Raw genomic sequence first — 16,030 nt, 5'->3', positions numbered from 1 at the left:
CCATCTGGGCGAGCGTCGCCCAGATGGAGCTGAACCCCCTCCCGCTCTGCCCAATAATAAGCCTTAGTTAACTTCTATTGCCCGGCCATACGGGCAGGACGGGGATGTGATGCTATGGCTGGAACCGGCAGGCACAGGGGCGAAGGGGGGCGTTCCTGGCTGGGGACGCTCCTCTCGTACTCTGGGAGATGCAAAGGAAAGATGGCGCTATCGCTCGCCGCGTCGATAGCGAGCGTCGGGACGGGGTTCGTTCCCTTCTATGCGGTGTTCCGCATCGTAGAGGCGGCCATGGAGGGGCGGCTCACGTTCGAGATCGCAGCCCCCTGGCTCTGCCTGGCCGCGGGATCGCATGTCGCAAGCAAGGCGCTCTTCGGCATTTCGACGCTCCTGTCCCACGTCTCCGCCTACACCATCCTTGAGACGCTACGCCGGGACTTCGTCGAAAAGCTGATGAGGGCGTCGCTCGGCACCGTGCAGGGGAAGAGCATCGGGCAGATAAAGAACGTCTTCCTCGACAGGATCGAGGGGATCGAGGTCCCGCTCGCCCATATGATCCCCGAGCTTTCCGGGTCGACGCTCCTCGCCCTGGGGCTCGCGGCGTGGCTCGTGGCCATCGACTGGCGCATGGCGGCTGCCTGCCTCGTGTCCGTGCCCATAGGGCTCGGCATATTCGCGTCGAGCCTGAAGGAGTTCAATGCCAGGTACGCGGCGTACATGGCCGAGAGCAACCACGTGAACAGCGTGATCGTCGAGTACATCGAGGGCATCCAGGTAGTCAAGGCGTTCAACCAGGCGAGCGACTCGTATCGGAAGTACGCGGATGCGGTGCGAAGCTTCAAGGACTACACGATGGGATGGTTCCGCTCGACGTGGGTCGGCATGAACCTCATGGCGAGCATCATGCCGACGACGCTTCTGGGCGTGCTGCCCGTCGGACTTTGGATGTACTTCGCGGGAGCGCTCTCCCCGTCGCAATTCGCGATGTGCGTGATTTTGGCGCTTGCCGTCGTTGACCCGATCATGAGGTTCACCTCGTTCGTCAACGAGATGAAGTCCATGGAGTACGCCGTCGCGGACACGAGAGAGTTCCTCGACCTGCCCGAGCTCTCCGATCCCGCCGAGCGGGCGCTGCCGCTCGACGCGTCGATCGAGATGAAGGATGTGAGGTTTGCCTACGACGAGGGCGACGATGTCCTCCATGGGGTGTCCCTCGCGATTCCGCAGGGCTCGTTCACCGCTCTGGTGGGCCCTTCCGGCTCGGGCAAGTCGACCATCGCCCGCCTTGTCGCGCGCCATTGGGACGTGTGCGGCGGATCGGTCACCGTGGGCGGCGTGGACGTCCGCGAGATGCCCCTCGACCAGCTGTCCGAACTCGTGAGCTTCGTCGCCCAGGACAACTACCTCTTCGATGCAACGATCCGGGAGAACATCCGTCTCGGCCGGCCGCAGGCGACGGACGAGGAGGTCGCCGAGGCCGCCAGGGCTGCTTGCTGCGACGAGTTCGTGTCGAAGCTCCCGCAAGGCTATGACACGCAAGCCGGTGCGGCCGGCGGCGCCCTTTCCGGCGGGGAGCGCCAGCGCATCTCGATAGCCCGCGCGATCCTCAAAGACGCGCCGATCGTCCTCCTCGACGAGGCCACCGCGTTCACCGATCCGGAGAACGAGGACAAGATCCAGCGCTCTATCGCGAAGCTCTCGGCCGGAAAGACGCTTGTGGTCATAGCCCATCGGCTCTCGACGATCACGGCTGCAGACAACATCGTCGTTATCGACAAGGGCTCGATCGTCGACCAAGGGACCCATGACGACCTTCTCGCAAAATGCTCGCTCTACGGGCGCATGTGGAGGGCGCACATCGGGGCGAGGAGCTGGGCGGCTGGATCGAGTGGCCAGAAAGGGGGCTCCCGATGATCAAGGCTCTCATGAGAATCGTCCGCTGGACCGGCCCTTACAAGAAAAGGCTCATCCTTGGCTGCGTCTGCTCGTTCTTCATGACGTGGGCAACGGCCGCGCCCGTGATGCTCGCGGCCTGGCTGCTCGCCTGCGTCGCGGAGGATGCTCGCGGCATCCAGGAGCTCGACCCGTCGTGGGTCTGGTGGTCGCTTCTGGCGCTCATCGCCTGCATAGGCTTGCGCTTCATCCTGACATACGGGAAGAACCGGTTGCAGGAGTCGATCGGATACGAGGTGGCGCCTGAGGATCGCATCAAGATCGGCAACGTCTTGAAGCGCGTCCCACTCGGCTATTTCGACGAGGTCAAGACGGGCGACATACTGGCGACGGCGACCACGGAACTGGGCATCTTGGAGCTTCAGGGCATGAAGATGGTCGACGCAGTTATCAACGGCTACGTAAACCTTGCCGCAGTTGTGGCGTTCCTCTTCATCCTCGAGCCGATGGCCGGATTTGCCGCCCTCGCCGGCACCGTCGTATCCTGCCTCGCGCTCACGGCGGTGAACAGGGTCTCGAAGCGCCTGACGCCGAGGGCGCATGCGGAGACCGAACAACTCGCTGGGGATATCGTCGAGTACGTCCGGGGGCTCGGAACGGCGAAGTCGTACGGCCATGGAGGGGCCGCGATGCGGCCCATCCTGGCAACGATAAGGAGGCTGAAGGAGGCGCGCATCGCGATCGAGTTCGGCTTCACGCCTCGCAATCTCGTCCACCTCGTTGCGTTCAAGTTGGCGAGCGTCGGCGTCGTGGCGTCTGCCGTGTGGGGATATGCGAACGGCGGCATCGAGCTCTGGATGCTCCTTGCCCTCTGCGCATTCTCGTTCACCGTGTTCTCCGGCGTCGAGCGCGTGAACGATTCCGCCCACATGCTCGGCGATCTCGATGACATCATGAACCGTATCGACGCCATAGAGAACGCCCCCTACATCGATTCCGACGGCCGAGACGTCCCCCTTACTGAGCACGGTATCGAGCTGCGAGGCGTCTCGTTCTCGTACGGTCGCGAATCGGGTGCGAAGGTGCTGTCGGGCGTGTCGTGCGACATTCCGGAGAAGACGACGTGCGCCATCGTGGGCCCGAGCGGATCGGGCAAGACGACGATCGCCAACCTCATGATGCGCTTCTGGGATGTCGACGAGGGCTCGGTTCTCGTCGGGGGGCATGACGTGCGAGAGTTGACCTGCGATAGCCTTCTGAGGAACTTCTCGGCGGTTTTCCAGAATGTCTACTTGTTCAACGACACCATCGAGAACAACATTCGCTTCGGGCGCCCGGGCGCCACGCACGAAGAGGTCGTCGAGGCGGCGCGCAGGGCGCGGGTCGACGAGTTCGTCCGCGAGCTTCCGGATGGCTACGAAACCTTGGTGGGCGAGGCCGGAAGCGCCCTCTCCGGTGGCCAAAAGCAGCGCATCTCCATCGCCAGGGCGCTGCTCAAGGACGCCCCGATCGTGATCCTCGACGAGGCGACGGCGAGCATCGACCCAGAGAACGAGTCCCTCATACAGGGAGCGCTTTCCGAGCTCACGCGGGGGAAGACGGTGGTCGTCATCGCGCACAGGCTCGCGACCATCGAGCATGCCGACCAGATCCTCGTCGTCGAGGGCGGCAGGATCGTGCAGCGCGGCACGCACGAGGAGCTGCTCGGGCAGGAGGGGACGTACCGCCGCTTCGTCGAGATCCGCAGCCGCGCGGAGGGCTGGCGCATAGGCGGCGCGCCTGCAGGCGATCTCCGCGAGGAGCCGACCGATGCTTCGTGAGTCGCAAGAGGACTACCTCGAGGCCATCCTCGTGATCCGCCGCCTGCGCGGGTCGTGCCGCAACGTGGACATCGCCGAGCGCATGGGCGTCGCCAAGCCGAGCGTCACCAAGGCGCTCGGCAACCTGGCGCGCAGGGGCCTCGCCGAGGTGGTCGGCCGCGACGTGCGGCTGACCGAGGAGGGCGGGCGCCTCGCCGAGGCCACCCTCGCCAAGCACCGCTTCTTCGAGCGGCTGCTCGCCGAGTCCGGCGTGGACGCCGAGACCGCCTCGGCCGAGGCCTGCCGCATGGAGCACTGCCTGTCGGAGGAGTCGTTCAGGAAGCTCGCCGCCCGCCTCGGCCACGGCGGGCGACGGCCCGGAAGCCGCGCCGCGTCGGAGCGCCCGGAAGAGACATGAAGCACATCGACCTCATAGCTGCGAGGATGGAGCAGGCGCGCTGGGAGCGAGGTATCCCCGTCGCCGAGCTCGCGCGCCGCATAGGCGTCGATCGGAAACGCCTTTGGCGCGTCCTCAACGGCGAGCGCGTAATGAGAGCCGACGAGTTCGTGAGGCTGTGCATGGAGCTGGGGGTCGGGCTCGGCCGATTTATCTAAGCAGTAGGCGCGAGGCAAGATAGCTTTTCTCCGCGTTATGCCCAGGATGCAATTTGATTGTTTGTTGACTATTCGGGTTTATCCTTGTGCTTCAACCCAATGGGCGATGGAAAGGGCGGTGATGGGCGGTATGGGAGGTAGTGTCACGGGAAGATCCCCACTCGTGCTCATCGTGGAGGACGAGCGCGACATCGCGGACATGCTCGCGGACTACTTCGGGCTCGAGGGATGCCGCACGTTCGTGGCGGGCGACGCCGCGTCCGCCATAGAGGCGTGCAGGCGCGGGCCCGACGTCATCCTCCTCGACGTGAACCTGCCGGACGGCGACGGCTTCGAGGTGTGCGCGAAGGTGCGCGACGCCGTCGCGTGCCCCATCGTGTTCCTCACGGCGCGCGTGGAGGACGCCGACGCCATCGCGGGGTTCGCCGCGGGCGGCGACGACTACGTGACGAAGCCCTTCTCGCTCGAGGTTCTCGGCGCGCGGGTGCGGGCGCACCTCGCCCGCCGCGAGCGCGCGTCGGACCGCGCCGTCGTGGGCTTTTCGAACGGTGTCTCGGTCGACTTCGGGCGCCGCGAGGCGCGCGTCGACGGGCGGCCGGTCGATCTCGCCCGCAAGGACTTCGACATCGTCGCGCTGCTCGCCAAACGGCCCGGCCAGGTGTTCGACCGCGACATGATCCGCGAGCTCGCATGGGACGAACCCGGGGACTCGTCGGTCGTCACCGAGCACATCCGCCGCATCCGCCGCGCCTTCGCGCAGGCGGGCTGCGAGGCCGACCCCATCGAGACCTCGTGGGGAGTGGGGTACTCGTGGCGGGCGTGAGGGAAGGCGGCGCCGCGCAGGGGCTGCGCGCTCGTCTGGCTGGCTGCTCGGTGAAGGCGGCGTTCGCGCTGTACGCTGCAGGCGCGCTTGCTGCCGCCCTTGTCTTGTCGATAGTCTCATCGGGCGTGTTCGGCCTTCTGGCGCAGACCACGCTTTCGGACGACCCGTACGCGTACTCGGGCACGTTCGTCTTCGACGAAGGGTCGAACTCCCTCGTGCCCGCCGAAACGTTGTCCTGGTACGAGCTATCCGCCTTCGATTCCCTGTACGAGCAAGGCGGAACCGAAATGGGCGCAGATGGCGAAAGCCTCGGAGCGAGCGCCGTCTTTCTCTACGTCGAGGGAAGCGCACGCGGCGATGCCAAGCCGATCTCTCTCGATGACCCGCCTGCTGGAGTCCCGGATGGGACGGTTGTCGACGTCTCGTGGACGGCGAGCGTGTCGGACGTCTACGACGAATCCCTCTCGTTTTCCGAAATCGCCGCCTACGACGCCGCGGAGCGTCCTGCGCGACCGGGCTTCGAGGCGGCTCTCGCCCTCACTGAGCAGCTGCCCGAAAACGCGGATGGCGAGAAGCCCATCGTCTCGAACGTCGGATATTACGTTCCCTATCCGGGGGATTCGGTTGCGTACCGTATGACGGCGTGGGCCTTCGTCGCATCGGTGCCCGTCATCTTCGTCGTCTGCCTCGTCGTCGCGGGGCGGCGCTTCTACCGCACGAGAATCTTCGGTCCCGTGGCGGCGATGGATTCTGCCGCGCAGCGCATCGCGGCGGGCGACCTCGATTTCGAGATGTCCCCGCAGCGCGGAGACGAGCTCGGGCGGCTCTGCGCCCGGTTCGAGGAGATGCGCTCCGAGCTCGCGCGCGCCAAGACAGAGACGTGGCGCGCCGCCGAGAGCCGCCGGCGCGTGAACGCCGCGTTCGCGCACGACCTGCGCACCCCGCTCACGGTCATCAGGGGTAGGGCCGAGCTCATTGGCATGGTGTCGGACGACGACCGCGTGCTTTCGGCGGCGTCGGCCATATCGCGCCAGGCGGAGCGCCTTGCCACGTACGCGGACTCGATGTCGGGGCTCGACTCGCTCGAGGACGCGTCTGTGCGCCCGGTGCCCGTCGCGTGCGAAACGCTCCTCGAGAGGATCCGGGAGGACGCGCGCTCCGTGGCGGAAGAGTACGGGGCCTCGCTCTCTGTCTCGTCGCGAGGGCTTCCTCCCGTCGTGGAGGCGGACGCCGCAGCGGTGCTTCGCGTCGCAGACAACCTCGCCTCGAACGCCGCGCGGCATGCGCGGTCCACCGTCGAGGTCAGGCTGTCCTGGGAAGACGGCGCGCTCGTCCTCGAGGTCGCCGACGATGGGCCCGGGTTCGGCGACGCCGCCGCCCGCGCGCTCGAGCCGTTCTGGCGGGGAGTCAAGGATCGGGCGGCGTCTGCTGGCGGTTCCGACGGCCACATGGGCCTTGGGCTATATGTCTGCTCGGTGCTGTGCGCCAGGCACGGCGGATCGATCAAGGTGGACGACCGAAAGGGAGGCGGAGCTATTGCGACCGCGACGTTCTCTGCGCCTGAGGTGCCCGCCGATTCTGCCGACAATGGCAGCGAAGACGATGCGAGCGAGGAGATTCTCTACCGTTGACCCTTTCTTGACTTTCCTCCTCTAGGCTCGTGTTGAAAGCGACGAGGGAAGGGAAGACGGGATGAGCAAAGGGAGCGCGGCAGTTCGCCCCTTCGGAAAAAGGCGTGTTGTCGGCATTGCCGCATGCGCCGCTGCGGCAATCACAGCGATCGCGCTTGCAATCGCGTTTGGTCCCAAGCTCTGGTCGTTCTTCTCGGACATCGACGCCGTTCGTGCCTGGATCGGCGATCGGGGCCTGCTCGCCCCGATCGCCATGGTGGCGGTCGTTGTCGCGCAGATCGTCGTCGCGGTCCTGCCGGGCGAACCGATCGAGCTCGCGGCGGGATACCTCTTCGGGTTCTGGGGCGGCACGGCGCTGTGCCTCGCCGGGTCGCTCGCAGGCACGCTCGCAGTCACAGGGCTAGTCCGGGCGCTCGGGATGAGGGTCGTGCGGCTGTTCTTCACCCGCGAGCAGATCGAAGGCGTCTCGTGGTTGCGGGACTCATCCCGTCTCGAAGCGGCGATGTTCGTCGTGTTCCTTATCCCCGGCACCCCGAAGGACGTCCTCACCTACGCGGCGGCGCTCACCGATTGCCCCTGGTGGAGAATCGCAACGATCACGACCGTCGGGCGCATCCCGTCCGTCGTCTCATCCACGCTCGCCGCCGGGTTCGCCGCAAACGGAGATTGGGCGCTCGCTGCGGTCACCCTCGCTGTCACCGTTGTGCTGGCGGTCGCAGGCGGGCTTGCCTACGCCGCTTTGCAGAAGAAGGCTCGCAGCGAAGGGTAGGCGGGTCTTTGGCTGCGCCGTCTTTAGGAGCCGAACCGTTAACAACATCGACCTCGTAGCGGCGAGGATGGAGCAGGCGCGTTGGGAGTGCGGCATCCCGGTGGCAGAGCTCGGCCGCTTCTTTCTCGGCTCCTCCCGCGAGCCTGGCCGCCCTGCCCATCCGCCTTCCAAGATCCATAATTGACCAATGTTCAGTAATAGGCTACCATGTGCGCGGAAGGAGGTGGCGGGCATGCCGAGGACGGTCAAGGACCCCGAGGAGAGGAGACGCGAGCTCCTCGAGTGCGCGATGAGGCTCTTCGCGGAGGAGGGCTACGACAACGTGTCCGTGCGCGCGGTGGCGCGTGCGGCGGGGGTCGCGCCGGGGCTCGCCTACCACTACTTCGACTCCAAGGAGCGCATGTTCGCCGCCGCCATCGGGCACTACGCGGCGAGCTGCGCCGAGGGCGCCTGCGCGATCCTCGACGACCGCGCGCTCTCACTCGACGAGAAGGTCGAGCGCTGCATCGGGGCGATGTCCGACCACGCGGCGTTCCCCCATGCCGCATACTTCCACGCGGAGGGCAACGGCGCCCTTCACGACCGGCTCTCGCTCGCCGTGTGCGAGGAGGTGCGCCCGCACCTCGCCGCCGCCCTCGAGCTCGACGCGCTCACGAGGGGCGCGCCCGCTGACGGTGCCGGGGAGCTCGCCTCGATCATGGCCTACGGGTGCGTCGGGCTCGCCTCCGGGCCGGGCATGCCGGACGAGGCGTCCCTCGCCGCCGCGAGGCGCTACCTGGGCGCGCTCGTCGCCGAGTTCCGCTCGGGGCGCGCGGAGGGTGCCGCCGAGGAACGATAGGGATCCCGCCCCGGGCGATCGGGGCTTTTTTCGGCCGATACGATTGAACAATGTTTAACGAAAGGAGCTGGAGATGGAAGACGACAGGAGGGCCCGCGAGCTCAAGGAGCGGTCGCGGGCGGCGTTCGACGCCCAGGCGGCCACCTACGACGACGGGATGGAGGGCGACCACGCGCGCGGGCTCTACCCGGTCGTGGCAGAGGAGGTCGCCTCGGCGGTCGCCGGCAAGGAGGGGCCGCGCCTGCTCGACCTCGGGTGCGGCACGGGGGCGCTGGCCGAGCTCGTGCTTGCGAGGGTGCCGGGATGCAGGCTCTCCTGCGTCGACCTCTCGCCCCGCATGGCCGACGCCGCGCGGGCGCGGCTCGGCTCGCGCGCGGAGGTCGCGGTTGCCGACGCGGAGGCGCTGCCGTTTCCCGAGGAGTCCTTCGACGCCGCCTGGTGCAACGACTCCTTCCACCACTACCCCGACCCCGACCGGGCGGCGTTCTCGGTATGGCGCGCGCTCAGGCCGGGCGGGGCGTTCGTCGTCGGGGACGTGTGGCAGCCCGCGCCCGCCCGCGCCCTCATGAACGCGTGGATGCCGCATTCCCGCGAGGGCGACGTGCGCATCTACTCGGAGGGCGAGATGCGCGCGATCCTCGGGAAGTGGTTCGACGCGGTCGACTGGCGCAGGGTCGGGCAGACTGCGTGCGTCTGCGTCGCCCGGAAGGCCTGAGGGCGCGAACTTGCCCTTCGCGTCGGGCGCGCGCCCCATAACGACGCCGCGGCTTCCCAGAACGGGGAAACACCCTCTCCAACGCCCCGCCCGGCTGCTACGGTGTCCGCGAATCGGAGGCCCGCCGCCTGCTCCGACGGGGCGGCGGGCGCGGGGAAAGGGGACGGATGAACCACGCCGACCTCATAGTGGCGAGGATCGAGCAGGCCCGGCAGGAGCGGGGCATCGGCGTCGCCGAGCTCGCCCGCCGCATAGAGGTCGACGGCAAGAGGCTCTGGCGCGTCCTCAACGGGGAACGCGCCATGCGCGTCGACGAGTTCGTGCGCCTCTGCGCCGTGCTCAACATGGGGCTCGGGTGCTTCGCCACGAAGGAGATGGCAATCCGCCTCGCCGCCGAAAGGAAGAGGATCGCCGAGGAGTACGGCGAGGGCGAGCCGCTCGGCCCGCTGAGGTTCCAGTGAGGGCGCGGGTCGCAAGGCCCGCGCCCGCCCCATCGCATCCCTTCAAGTGCGCGGGCTGCGCCCTCGCGCCCCTTCCCCGCCCATCCGGGCCGGCATTGCGCCCACCGAGGGCGCCTGCCGCGCTCTGGCCGAGCGGGAGGGATGCCCCTTCCGCCAGACGGAAGGGGAGGCGCGATGTCCAGCGACTACGGCGACGACGCCGGCGAGAAGATGATCGACGACTTCGTGCGCTTCGGCGAGCGCATGGGCGAGAAGGCGATGTACGAGCGCGCGGGCAGGATCCGGCGCGCGTTCGAGAACGCGACGCGGGCCGCCAGGGAGGCGGGCGCGGGCGGCTCCCCCGAGGGCCGCGGCGCCCCCGAGTGGGCGAAGCTCGACATGTCCGAGTTCCAGGGGATTGAGGGCTACGAGGGCATCAAGGGCGCCATCGAGGCAAAGCTCGGCGCCCGGGGCGTCGAATCCGCGTGGTTCTCCGACCCCGCGACGGGCAGGGAGCACCTGCTCTTCCGCGTCGCCGACGCGCGCGAGGTTTGGCGCTCCTTCGAGGAGCTCGCCGCCGAGGCGGGCGCCGCGGGGGACAAGGCGGCCGAGGCCATCAGGCGGCGCGCCGAGGAGCGGGGCGGGGAGCGCGGGGCGGACCGGCGGGCCGAGGAGGCCCCGCCCAAGGCGCGCCCCGCGCACGCCAAGACCTTCTGGCAGAAGCACGACGTGCCGGTGCTGCGCGACTGGAGGCCCCTCGAGGAGCGCGCGGCGCACGCGAGGCGCGCGTCGGCCGCCCTCGAGGCGGACAGGCCCGCCGCCCGCGCCGTTTCGCGCGGGGCGCGCCCGCAGGAGGTGCGGGCGAGATGAGGCCGGGAGGCGTCGCCGCGGCGGCGGCCCTGTCCCTCGCCGCGTTCGCGCTCGCGGACTCCTACGTCGCGTGCCTGCTGTCGCTGCCGGGAAGCCCCGCCCTCAACCTGGCGGAGGCCCTCTACAGGCTCCCCTCCCACCTCGCCGGCCGCGGCCCCCTCTCGCTCGAGGCTGCCGCGCTCGCGACGGGGCTCGCGGCCGCGAGCGGGGTGTGGTGCGCGTGGGCGTGGTCGCTCACGCACGGGCGCGCGCAGCGCCAGGGCGAGGAGCACGGCAGCGCCCGCTGGGGCACCGTGCGCGAGGGCCGCAGGTTCATGAACCTGGAGGAACCAGACCAGAACGTCCTTCTCACCGAGCGCTTCGGGATGGCGATGTCCAGGCCCGACCACGACCGCCGCTACGAGCGCAACCGCAACGTGATCGTCGTGGGCGGGTCGGGATCGGGCAAGACCCGCGGGTTCTTCGAGCCAAACATTATGCAGATGAACTCCGACTACCTCGTGACCGACCCCAAGGGCGAGACGCTCCCCCGCGTCGGGCACATGCTCGAGGAGGCGGGCTACAGGATACTGTCGTTCAACACCGTCGACTTCTCGAAGTCGCTGCACTACAACCCCCTCGCCTACGTGCGCGACGAGGCAGACGTCCTCGAGTTCGTCTCCTGCCTCATATCCAACACCTCCGGGGACCGCGAGCACGCGGGCGACCCCTTCTGGGAGAACGCGGAGCGGCTGCTCTACGTGGCGCTCGTCGGCTACCTGGTGTTCCGCTGCCCGCCCGAGGACCGATCGCTCTCGGGCGTCGTCACGCTGCTGTCGCTCGCCAAGGCCAAGGAGTCCGACGAGGCGTACAGGAGCCCCCTCGACCTGCTGTTCGAGGAGGTCGAGACGGGGATGCGGCTCGTCTTCGACGGGGACGGCGAGCCGCCCGCCTTCGACCCCTCGGAAAGGCGCTCGTACGACCCGTCGGGAGGGTGCCGGTGGGAGAGGGTCGCCGACCCCGTGCCCGTCGAGTCCGACTTCGCGCTGCTTCACTACAAGATGTTCAAGGACGCCGCCGGCAAGACCCTCAAATCGATCCTCGTCTCGTGCAACGCGCGCATGGAGCCCTTCGCGATACCCCAGGTGCGCGAGCTCGTGAGCCGCGACGAGATGGAGCTCGACCGGCTGGGCTCGCCCGGGTCGCGCCGGGCCGTGTTCGCGGTCATGTCCGACACCTCGCCGCTCTACTCGTTCCTCTTCGCGATCATGCTCTGGCAGGCGGCGAACCTGCTGTGCAGGCGGGCCCTCCTCGACCACGGCGGGTCGCTGCCGGTCCCCGTGACCATGCTCATGGACGAGTTCGCCAACATCGGCAGGCTCCCCGACATCGAGAAGATGGTCGCCGTCGTGCGGAGCCGAAACGTCTCGATGGCGTTCGGCCTGCAGTCGCTCTCCCAGCTCAAGGCGGCCTACAAGGACAACGCCGCGACCATCGTCGACTGCTGCGACACGCTGCTGTTCCTCGGCGGCAAGTCGACCGAGACGGCCAAGGAGATAGCCGAGTCCGTCGGCAAGGAGACGGTGGCGACCGTCACGTGGAACGAGAGCCGCGGGGCGTCGGCCACGTCCACCCGCAACTGGAGCACCCTCGAGCGCGACCTCGTGCAGCCCTCCGAGGTGGCGAGGCTGCCGCGCGACGAGGCGATCGTGCTCATCGCGGGGGCGAGCCCCCTCAAGGACAGGAAGTACGACATCGAGAAGCACCCCAGGTGGCCGGAGGTCTACCCCGGGCATCCCGGCGCGCGCTTCGAGAGGCCCTTCGACTACGCGGAGTACATGGAGAGGAGAGACCAGCAATGCTAGCCAACATCATCAACCTCGTTTCGGGGTGCGTGACCTTCCTCGGAGGGTTCCTCGTCGTATGGGGCGCCGTGTCCCTCGGCCTCGCCATCCGAGAGCAGCAGGGCGGCGCGTCCATCGCGAGCGCCATCTCGACCATCGCGGGCGGGGCGATCATCATCGCCGCGGCCGTCTACTTCGGCATGCTCGACACGAGCTGGCTGCCGGCGTAGGGGGCGGACGTGCTGAGCGTGGCGGTCCACAAGGACATAGGCGAGTACACCGAGAAGGTGGTCGGGAAGCTCTCGGCGAGGACGCTCGCGTGCACCGCGGGCGGGCTGGCGTCGTCGGTCGCGTGCGCGGCGCTGCTCAACCTCGCGCTCGGGGTGCCCGTCGACGCGGCGACGCTGCCCGTCACGGCGGCGTCCATGCCGTTCTGGCTCATGGGGTTCTGGCGCCCGAAGGGGCTTCCCGCGGAGAGGTTCGCGGCGCTGGTGGCCAGGCACGCGCTCTCCGACGGCGTGCTGCTGTACTCGACGAGCTGCAGGCCATGGGAGGTCGCGGGCCGGGTGGCGTGCGGCAGGGCGGGCAGGCGGCCGAGGCGCAGGGCCGCGAGGAAGGGGGAGGAGAGGCGTGAGCCGCAGGGATAAGAACCGCACCGAGGGATCGAGGAAGGCCAAGCCGCTCGGGAGGCGGGTGGCCGAGCAGGAGCGCGAACTCACGGGCCGCACCGCCGAGATGAGGCGGCGGCGCCGGGCGGCGAGGGACGTGTACGCCGCCATCGGGTACGACCTCATCTACAGGAACGGCATAGCCCAGGTCGAGGAGGGGCTTTTCAGCCAGACCGTCGCGTTCGAGGACATCAGCTACCAGTCCGCCCGGGAGGAGAACCAGCAGGCGATCTTCTCGGGATGGTGCCAGCTGTTCGACTACTTCGGCGCCGAGAGCTGCGTGCAGCTGACGGTAGTGAACCGCCCCATCCCCGCGGACGAGATCGGCTCGAAGGAGTTCTTCCGGACGGACGACCCCGACACGGCGCGCTACGCCGCCGAGTACAACCGCATCCTCAACGACAAGATGCGCGAGGGGGTCTCCAACCTCGTGCGAGAGCGCTACCTCACCTTCGCGGTGGGCGCGCCCTCGGTCGAGGCGGCGGTGCCCAAGCTCGCGCGCATGCGCGGCGACGCCGAGCAGACCCTCGCCAAGATACGCAGCGCCGCGCGCGCCCTGTCGGGCGAGGAGCGCGTCGCCCTCCTGAACGGCCTCCTGCGCCCGGGAAGGCCCTGCCGGTTCTCGTGGGACGCGGTCGGGGCGGCCAGCGGGCTCACCACGAAGGACTTCGTGTGCCCGACCTCCCTCGACTTCAAGCCCGAGGGGAGCGCGTCGTGCTTCAAGTCGGGCGACACGTGGTGCCAGGTGCTCGTGCTCGACCGGTTCGGCAGCGAGCTTTCGGACCGCTGCCTCGCCGACATCATCGACCTGCCCGTCCCGCTGGCGATCTCCATCCACGTCCAGGCGATGGACAAGTCCAAGGCGGTCGCGTTCGTCAAGAAGCGCATCGCGTGGATGGACAAGGAGATCATCGACGAGCAGATGAGCGCGGTGAAGAAGGGCTACGACTTCCAGATCCTGCCCTCGGAGCTGAAGTACTCCAAGGAGGAGGCGGAGGACCTTCTCGACCACCTCCAGAACAAGAACCAAAGGCTCTACGTCTACACGGGTCTCGTCTACACCTACGCGCCCACGAGGCGCCAGCTCGACGACCAGGTGATGCAGATCGTGTCGACCGCCAGGCGCAACTCCATCGAGGCGGACGCGCTGGACTACCGGCAGCGCGAGGGGCTCAACTCCGTCCTGCCGCTCGGGCACAACCACGTGGAGGTCTCGAGGATGATGACCACCGCCCAGGTGGCCATACAGATGCCCTTCGCCACCCAGGAGCTCTCGCACGAGGGAGGGGGCTACTACGGGCAGAACAAGCAGTCCTCCAACCTCGTGCTGTGCAACCGCAAGAGGCTCGCGAGCCCCATGGGGTTCGTCGCGGGCAAGCCCGGCTCGGGCAAGTCCTTCTCGGTCAAGCGCGAGATAGAGAACACCATCCTCGCCTGCCCCGACGACGAGATCATCGTCCTCGACCCCGCCGGGGAGTACTCGCCGGTGGTGTCGGCCAACGGGGGCGAGTGCATGCGCTTCGCGCCCGACGCCGACACGCACCTGAACCCCTTCGACCTCTCCGACGTGGCGCACCAGTCGCGCTCCGCCCAGATGGCCTTCAAGATCGACGCCTTCCTGGCGCTGTCGAGCGCGACTATGGCCGAGGGCGACCAGGGGCTGCCCGAGGCGGACAAGTCCATCATCAGCAGGTGCGTCGAGGAGGCCTACCGCGAGGCGGGGGCCGAGGGGCGCGTGCCGCTGCTCGGCGACTTCCACCGGATCCTGAAGGCGCAGCCCGAGCGGGAGGCCCGCGACATAGCGCTGCGCTACGAGCGCTACGTCTCGGGCGCGCTGTCGTTCTTCAACCACCACTCCAACGTCTCGTTCGACCGCCGCATCACCAACGTCGACTTCAAGGACCTCTCCGAGAACATGCGCGCCTTCGGGATCGTCGCGGTCCTCGAGTGCGTGCGCAACCGGATGTACCGCAACTTCGAGCGGGGCGTGACCACCTGGCTCTACATCGACGAGGTGCAGAGCCTGTTCGGGCACCCCTCGATCATCGAGTACTTCAGCCGCTTCTGGGCGGAGGGGCGCAAGTTCAACCTCGTCGCCACGGGCATCACCCAGAACAGCGTGCACATGCTCGAGCACGAGGAGGCGCGCAACATGGTGCTGAACTCGGACTTCATCCTGCTGCACAAGCAGTCCCCGCTCGACCGGCGCGCCTGGGCGGACCTGCTGGACATGAGCGCGCAGGAGGCCTCCTACATCGACGAGTCCATCAAGGCGGGCGAGGGCCTGCTCATCGCGGGCGGCGCGCGGGTGCCGCTCAAGGACGACTTCCCCAAAGGCGCCCTCTACGACCTGTTCAACACCAAGCCCGACGAGGTCGCCGCGCTCAAGCGCGGGAAGGCGCCCGCGGACGGCGCCCGGCCCGGGCCCGGGGAGGGAGGGGCGCGGCCGTGACCCGGGAAGAGGGAGTCGCCCGCGCGAGGGACCTTTCCGAGGAGCCCCTCGCCAAAGGGCGGGGCGAAGGCCCCTCGGGCGTCGCGCGCTCGGGGCGCACCGACGCCGTGAGCGCGGGGATCACGGCAGGGGAGGAACGGCGCGCGGCGCGCCGCGGCGCCGCTCCCGCGAAGGCGGCCGCGCGCCGGGGCGCAGGCCGCGCCGTCCCGACGGCAGGGAAGGGCGCGCGCCCGCGGGCGCGCCGGAGGGCGGCCCTTGCCGGAGCCCTCCTCCCGTCCGCGAGGCTCGCCGCGCGGGCGTCGGCGGCGGCCCGCGCCGCCGCGGGCGGATCGGACGGGTCAGGCGGGCGCGAGGACGCGAACCCCGCGGACGGCGCCCTCTGCGCAGCCGCCTCGGCGGCAGGGCTTCGCCGAGACGGGCGGGCGGGGGTTCTGTCCCGCGCCGAGAGTCACGGCGCGGGAGGGTCCGATCCCCAGCGCCCCCTCGGGCGGGCTTCCGCCCCTTCGGGCAGGGCCGCCGGCGAAACCGCCGCCCCCGCTCCCTTCCGAAACGCGGCCGCGGAAGGGCGCGCCCCGGGCGCGGCGGGCCCCCTTCGGGACGCGGCGCCCTCGGGTGGGGGCCTTCGCGCGGGGGGCCGCGCCGGCGGGCTCCGCCGCCGCGCTGCTGCCGCGGCCGGGCGGGCCGGACGCGTCCGGGG

Annotated in this window: 15 protein-coding genes; all 15 read left to right on the top strand. The window is 69.0% G+C overall.

What is annotated here, in order from left to right:
* Positions 1-114: 114 nt before the first annotated feature.
* The 15 genes from QNJ86_RS04400 (at position 115) to QNJ86_RS04330 (ending at position 15,333) form a co-directional block, all read left to right on the top strand.
* Positions 115-1,911: an ABC transporter ATP-binding protein gene (locus QNJ86_RS04400; RefSeq protein WP_283831378.1), complete on the top strand. Its 1,797-nt coding sequence runs from the start codon at positions 115-117 to the stop codon at positions 1,909-1,911.
* Positions 1,908-3,710: an ABC transporter ATP-binding protein gene (locus tag QNJ86_RS04395; RefSeq protein WP_283831377.1), complete on the top strand. Its 1,803-nt coding sequence runs from the start codon at positions 1,908-1,910 to the stop codon at positions 3,708-3,710. Before QNJ86_RS04400 ends, QNJ86_RS04395 begins: the two co-directional genes overlap by 4 nt.
* A complete protein-coding gene (locus tag QNJ86_RS04390) occupies positions 3,700-4,107 on the top strand; it encodes a metal-dependent transcriptional regulator (RefSeq protein WP_283831376.1) in 408 nt (135 codons plus the stop codon). Before QNJ86_RS04395 ends, QNJ86_RS04390 begins: the two co-directional genes overlap by 11 nt.
* The gene (locus QNJ86_RS04385; RefSeq protein ID WP_283831375.1) at positions 4,104-4,304 is read left to right on the top strand and encodes a helix-turn-helix domain-containing protein; all 201 of its coding nucleotides are present in this window, start codon (positions 4,104-4,106) and stop codon (positions 4,302-4,304) included. Before QNJ86_RS04390 ends, QNJ86_RS04385 begins: the two co-directional genes overlap by 4 nt.
* 163 nt (positions 4,305-4,467) lie before the next feature.
* Entirely contained in the window at positions 4,468-5,127 is a 660-nt protein-coding gene (locus QNJ86_RS04380; RefSeq protein WP_283831374.1) for a response regulator transcription factor, read from the top strand.
* On the top strand, positions 5,115-6,758 hold the full coding sequence (locus QNJ86_RS04375; RefSeq protein ID WP_283831373.1) for a HAMP domain-containing sensor histidine kinase: 1,644 nt from the start codon (positions 5,115-5,117) through the stop codon (positions 6,756-6,758). The genes QNJ86_RS04380 and QNJ86_RS04375 overlap by 13 nt, the downstream gene beginning before the upstream one ends.
* 61 nt (positions 6,759-6,819) lie before the next feature.
* Complete coding sequence (locus QNJ86_RS04370) at positions 6,820-7,527, top strand: TVP38/TMEM64 family protein (RefSeq protein ID WP_283831372.1); 708 nt, start codon at positions 6,820-6,822, stop codon at positions 7,525-7,527.
* 232 nt (positions 7,528-7,759) lie between these two features.
* Positions 7,760-8,365 carry a TetR/AcrR family transcriptional regulator gene (locus tag QNJ86_RS04365; RefSeq protein WP_283831371.1) on the top strand — a complete coding sequence of 202 codons (606 nt, stop codon included), beginning with the start codon at positions 7,760-7,762 and terminating at the stop codon, positions 8,363-8,365.
* Between the two features lie 73 nt (positions 8,366-8,438).
* Positions 8,439-9,080 (top strand): class I SAM-dependent methyltransferase, encoded by a 642-nt coding sequence (locus QNJ86_RS04360; RefSeq protein WP_283831370.1) that lies wholly within the window; start codon positions 8,439-8,441, stop codon positions 9,078-9,080.
* Between the two features lie 167 nt (positions 9,081-9,247).
* Positions 9,248-9,541 carry a helix-turn-helix domain-containing protein gene (locus QNJ86_RS04355; protein ID WP_283831369.1) on the top strand — a complete coding sequence of 98 codons (294 nt, stop codon included), beginning with the start codon at positions 9,248-9,250 and terminating at the stop codon, positions 9,539-9,541.
* Positions 9,542-9,715: 174 nt separating this feature from the next.
* Complete coding sequence (locus tag QNJ86_RS04350; protein WP_283831368.1) at positions 9,716-10,390, top strand: hypothetical protein; 675 nt, start codon at positions 9,716-9,718, stop codon at positions 10,388-10,390.
* Positions 10,387-12,234 carry a VirD4-like conjugal transfer protein, CD1115 family gene (locus QNJ86_RS04345; protein WP_283831367.1) on the top strand — a complete coding sequence of 616 codons (1,848 nt, stop codon included), beginning with the start codon at positions 10,387-10,389 and terminating at the stop codon, positions 12,232-12,234. Before QNJ86_RS04350 ends, QNJ86_RS04345 begins: the two co-directional genes overlap by 4 nt.
* Positions 12,228-12,443 carry a hypothetical protein gene (locus tag QNJ86_RS04340; RefSeq protein ID WP_015539328.1) on the top strand — a complete coding sequence of 72 codons (216 nt, stop codon included), beginning with the start codon at positions 12,228-12,230 and terminating at the stop codon, positions 12,441-12,443. The genes QNJ86_RS04345 and QNJ86_RS04340 overlap by 7 nt, the downstream gene beginning before the upstream one ends.
* 9 nt (positions 12,444-12,452) lie before the next feature.
* On the top strand, positions 12,453-12,860 hold the full coding sequence (locus tag QNJ86_RS04335) for a PrgI family protein (RefSeq protein ID WP_283831366.1): 408 nt from the start codon (positions 12,453-12,455) through the stop codon (positions 12,858-12,860).
* Positions 12,861-12,948: 88 nt separating this feature from the next.
* Complete coding sequence (locus QNJ86_RS04330) at positions 12,949-15,333, top strand: VirB4-like conjugal transfer ATPase, CD1110 family (RefSeq protein ID WP_283831499.1); 2,385 nt, start codon at positions 12,949-12,951, stop codon at positions 15,331-15,333.
* Positions 15,334-16,030: the final 697 nt, after the last annotated feature.

It is taken from the genome of Gordonibacter faecis (assembly GCF_030077735.1).
GTDB lineage: Bacteria > Actinomycetota > Coriobacteriia > Coriobacteriales > Eggerthellaceae > Gordonibacter > Gordonibacter faecis.
The sequence above is the reverse complement of the archived record's forward strand: the minus strand, read 5'-3'. Positions and strand labels throughout refer to the sequence as shown.

Excerpts from the sequence above, each read along its gene's own strand:
- QNJ86_RS04400 (WP_283831378.1), top strand. The coding sequence starts at position 115 with ATGGCTGGAACCGGCAGGCACAGGGGCGAAGGGGGGCGTTCCTGGCTG.
- QNJ86_RS04395 (WP_283831377.1), top strand. The coding sequence starts at position 1,908 with ATGATCAAGGCTCTCATGAGAATCGTCCGCTGGACCGGCCCTTACAAG.
- QNJ86_RS04390 (WP_283831376.1), top strand. The coding sequence starts at position 3,700 with ATGCTTCGTGAGTCGCAAGAGGACTACCTCGAGGCCATCCTCGTGATC.
- QNJ86_RS04385 (WP_283831375.1), top strand. The coding sequence starts at position 4,104 with ATGAAGCACATCGACCTCATAGCTGCGAGGATGGAGCAGGCGCGCTGG.
- QNJ86_RS04370 (WP_283831372.1), top strand. The coding sequence starts at position 6,820 with ATGAGCAAAGGGAGCGCGGCAGTTCGCCCCTTCGGAAAAAGGCGTGTT.
- QNJ86_RS04365 (WP_283831371.1), top strand. The coding sequence starts at position 7,760 with ATGCCGAGGACGGTCAAGGACCCCGAGGAGAGGAGACGCGAGCTCCTC.
- QNJ86_RS04360 (WP_283831370.1), top strand. The coding sequence starts at position 8,439 with ATGGAAGACGACAGGAGGGCCCGCGAGCTCAAGGAGCGGTCGCGGGCG.
- QNJ86_RS04355 (WP_283831369.1), top strand. The coding sequence starts at position 9,248 with ATGAACCACGCCGACCTCATAGTGGCGAGGATCGAGCAGGCCCGGCAG.
- QNJ86_RS04350 (WP_283831368.1), top strand. The coding sequence starts at position 9,716 with ATGTCCAGCGACTACGGCGACGACGCCGGCGAGAAGATGATCGACGAC.
- QNJ86_RS04345 (WP_283831367.1), top strand. The coding sequence starts at position 10,387 with ATGAGGCCGGGAGGCGTCGCCGCGGCGGCGGCCCTGTCCCTCGCCGCG.
- QNJ86_RS04340 (WP_015539328.1), top strand. The coding sequence starts at position 12,228 with ATGCTAGCCAACATCATCAACCTCGTTTCGGGGTGCGTGACCTTCCTC.
- QNJ86_RS04330 (WP_283831499.1), top strand. The coding sequence starts at position 12,949 with ATGAGGCGGCGGCGCCGGGCGGCGAGGGACGTGTACGCCGCCATCGGG.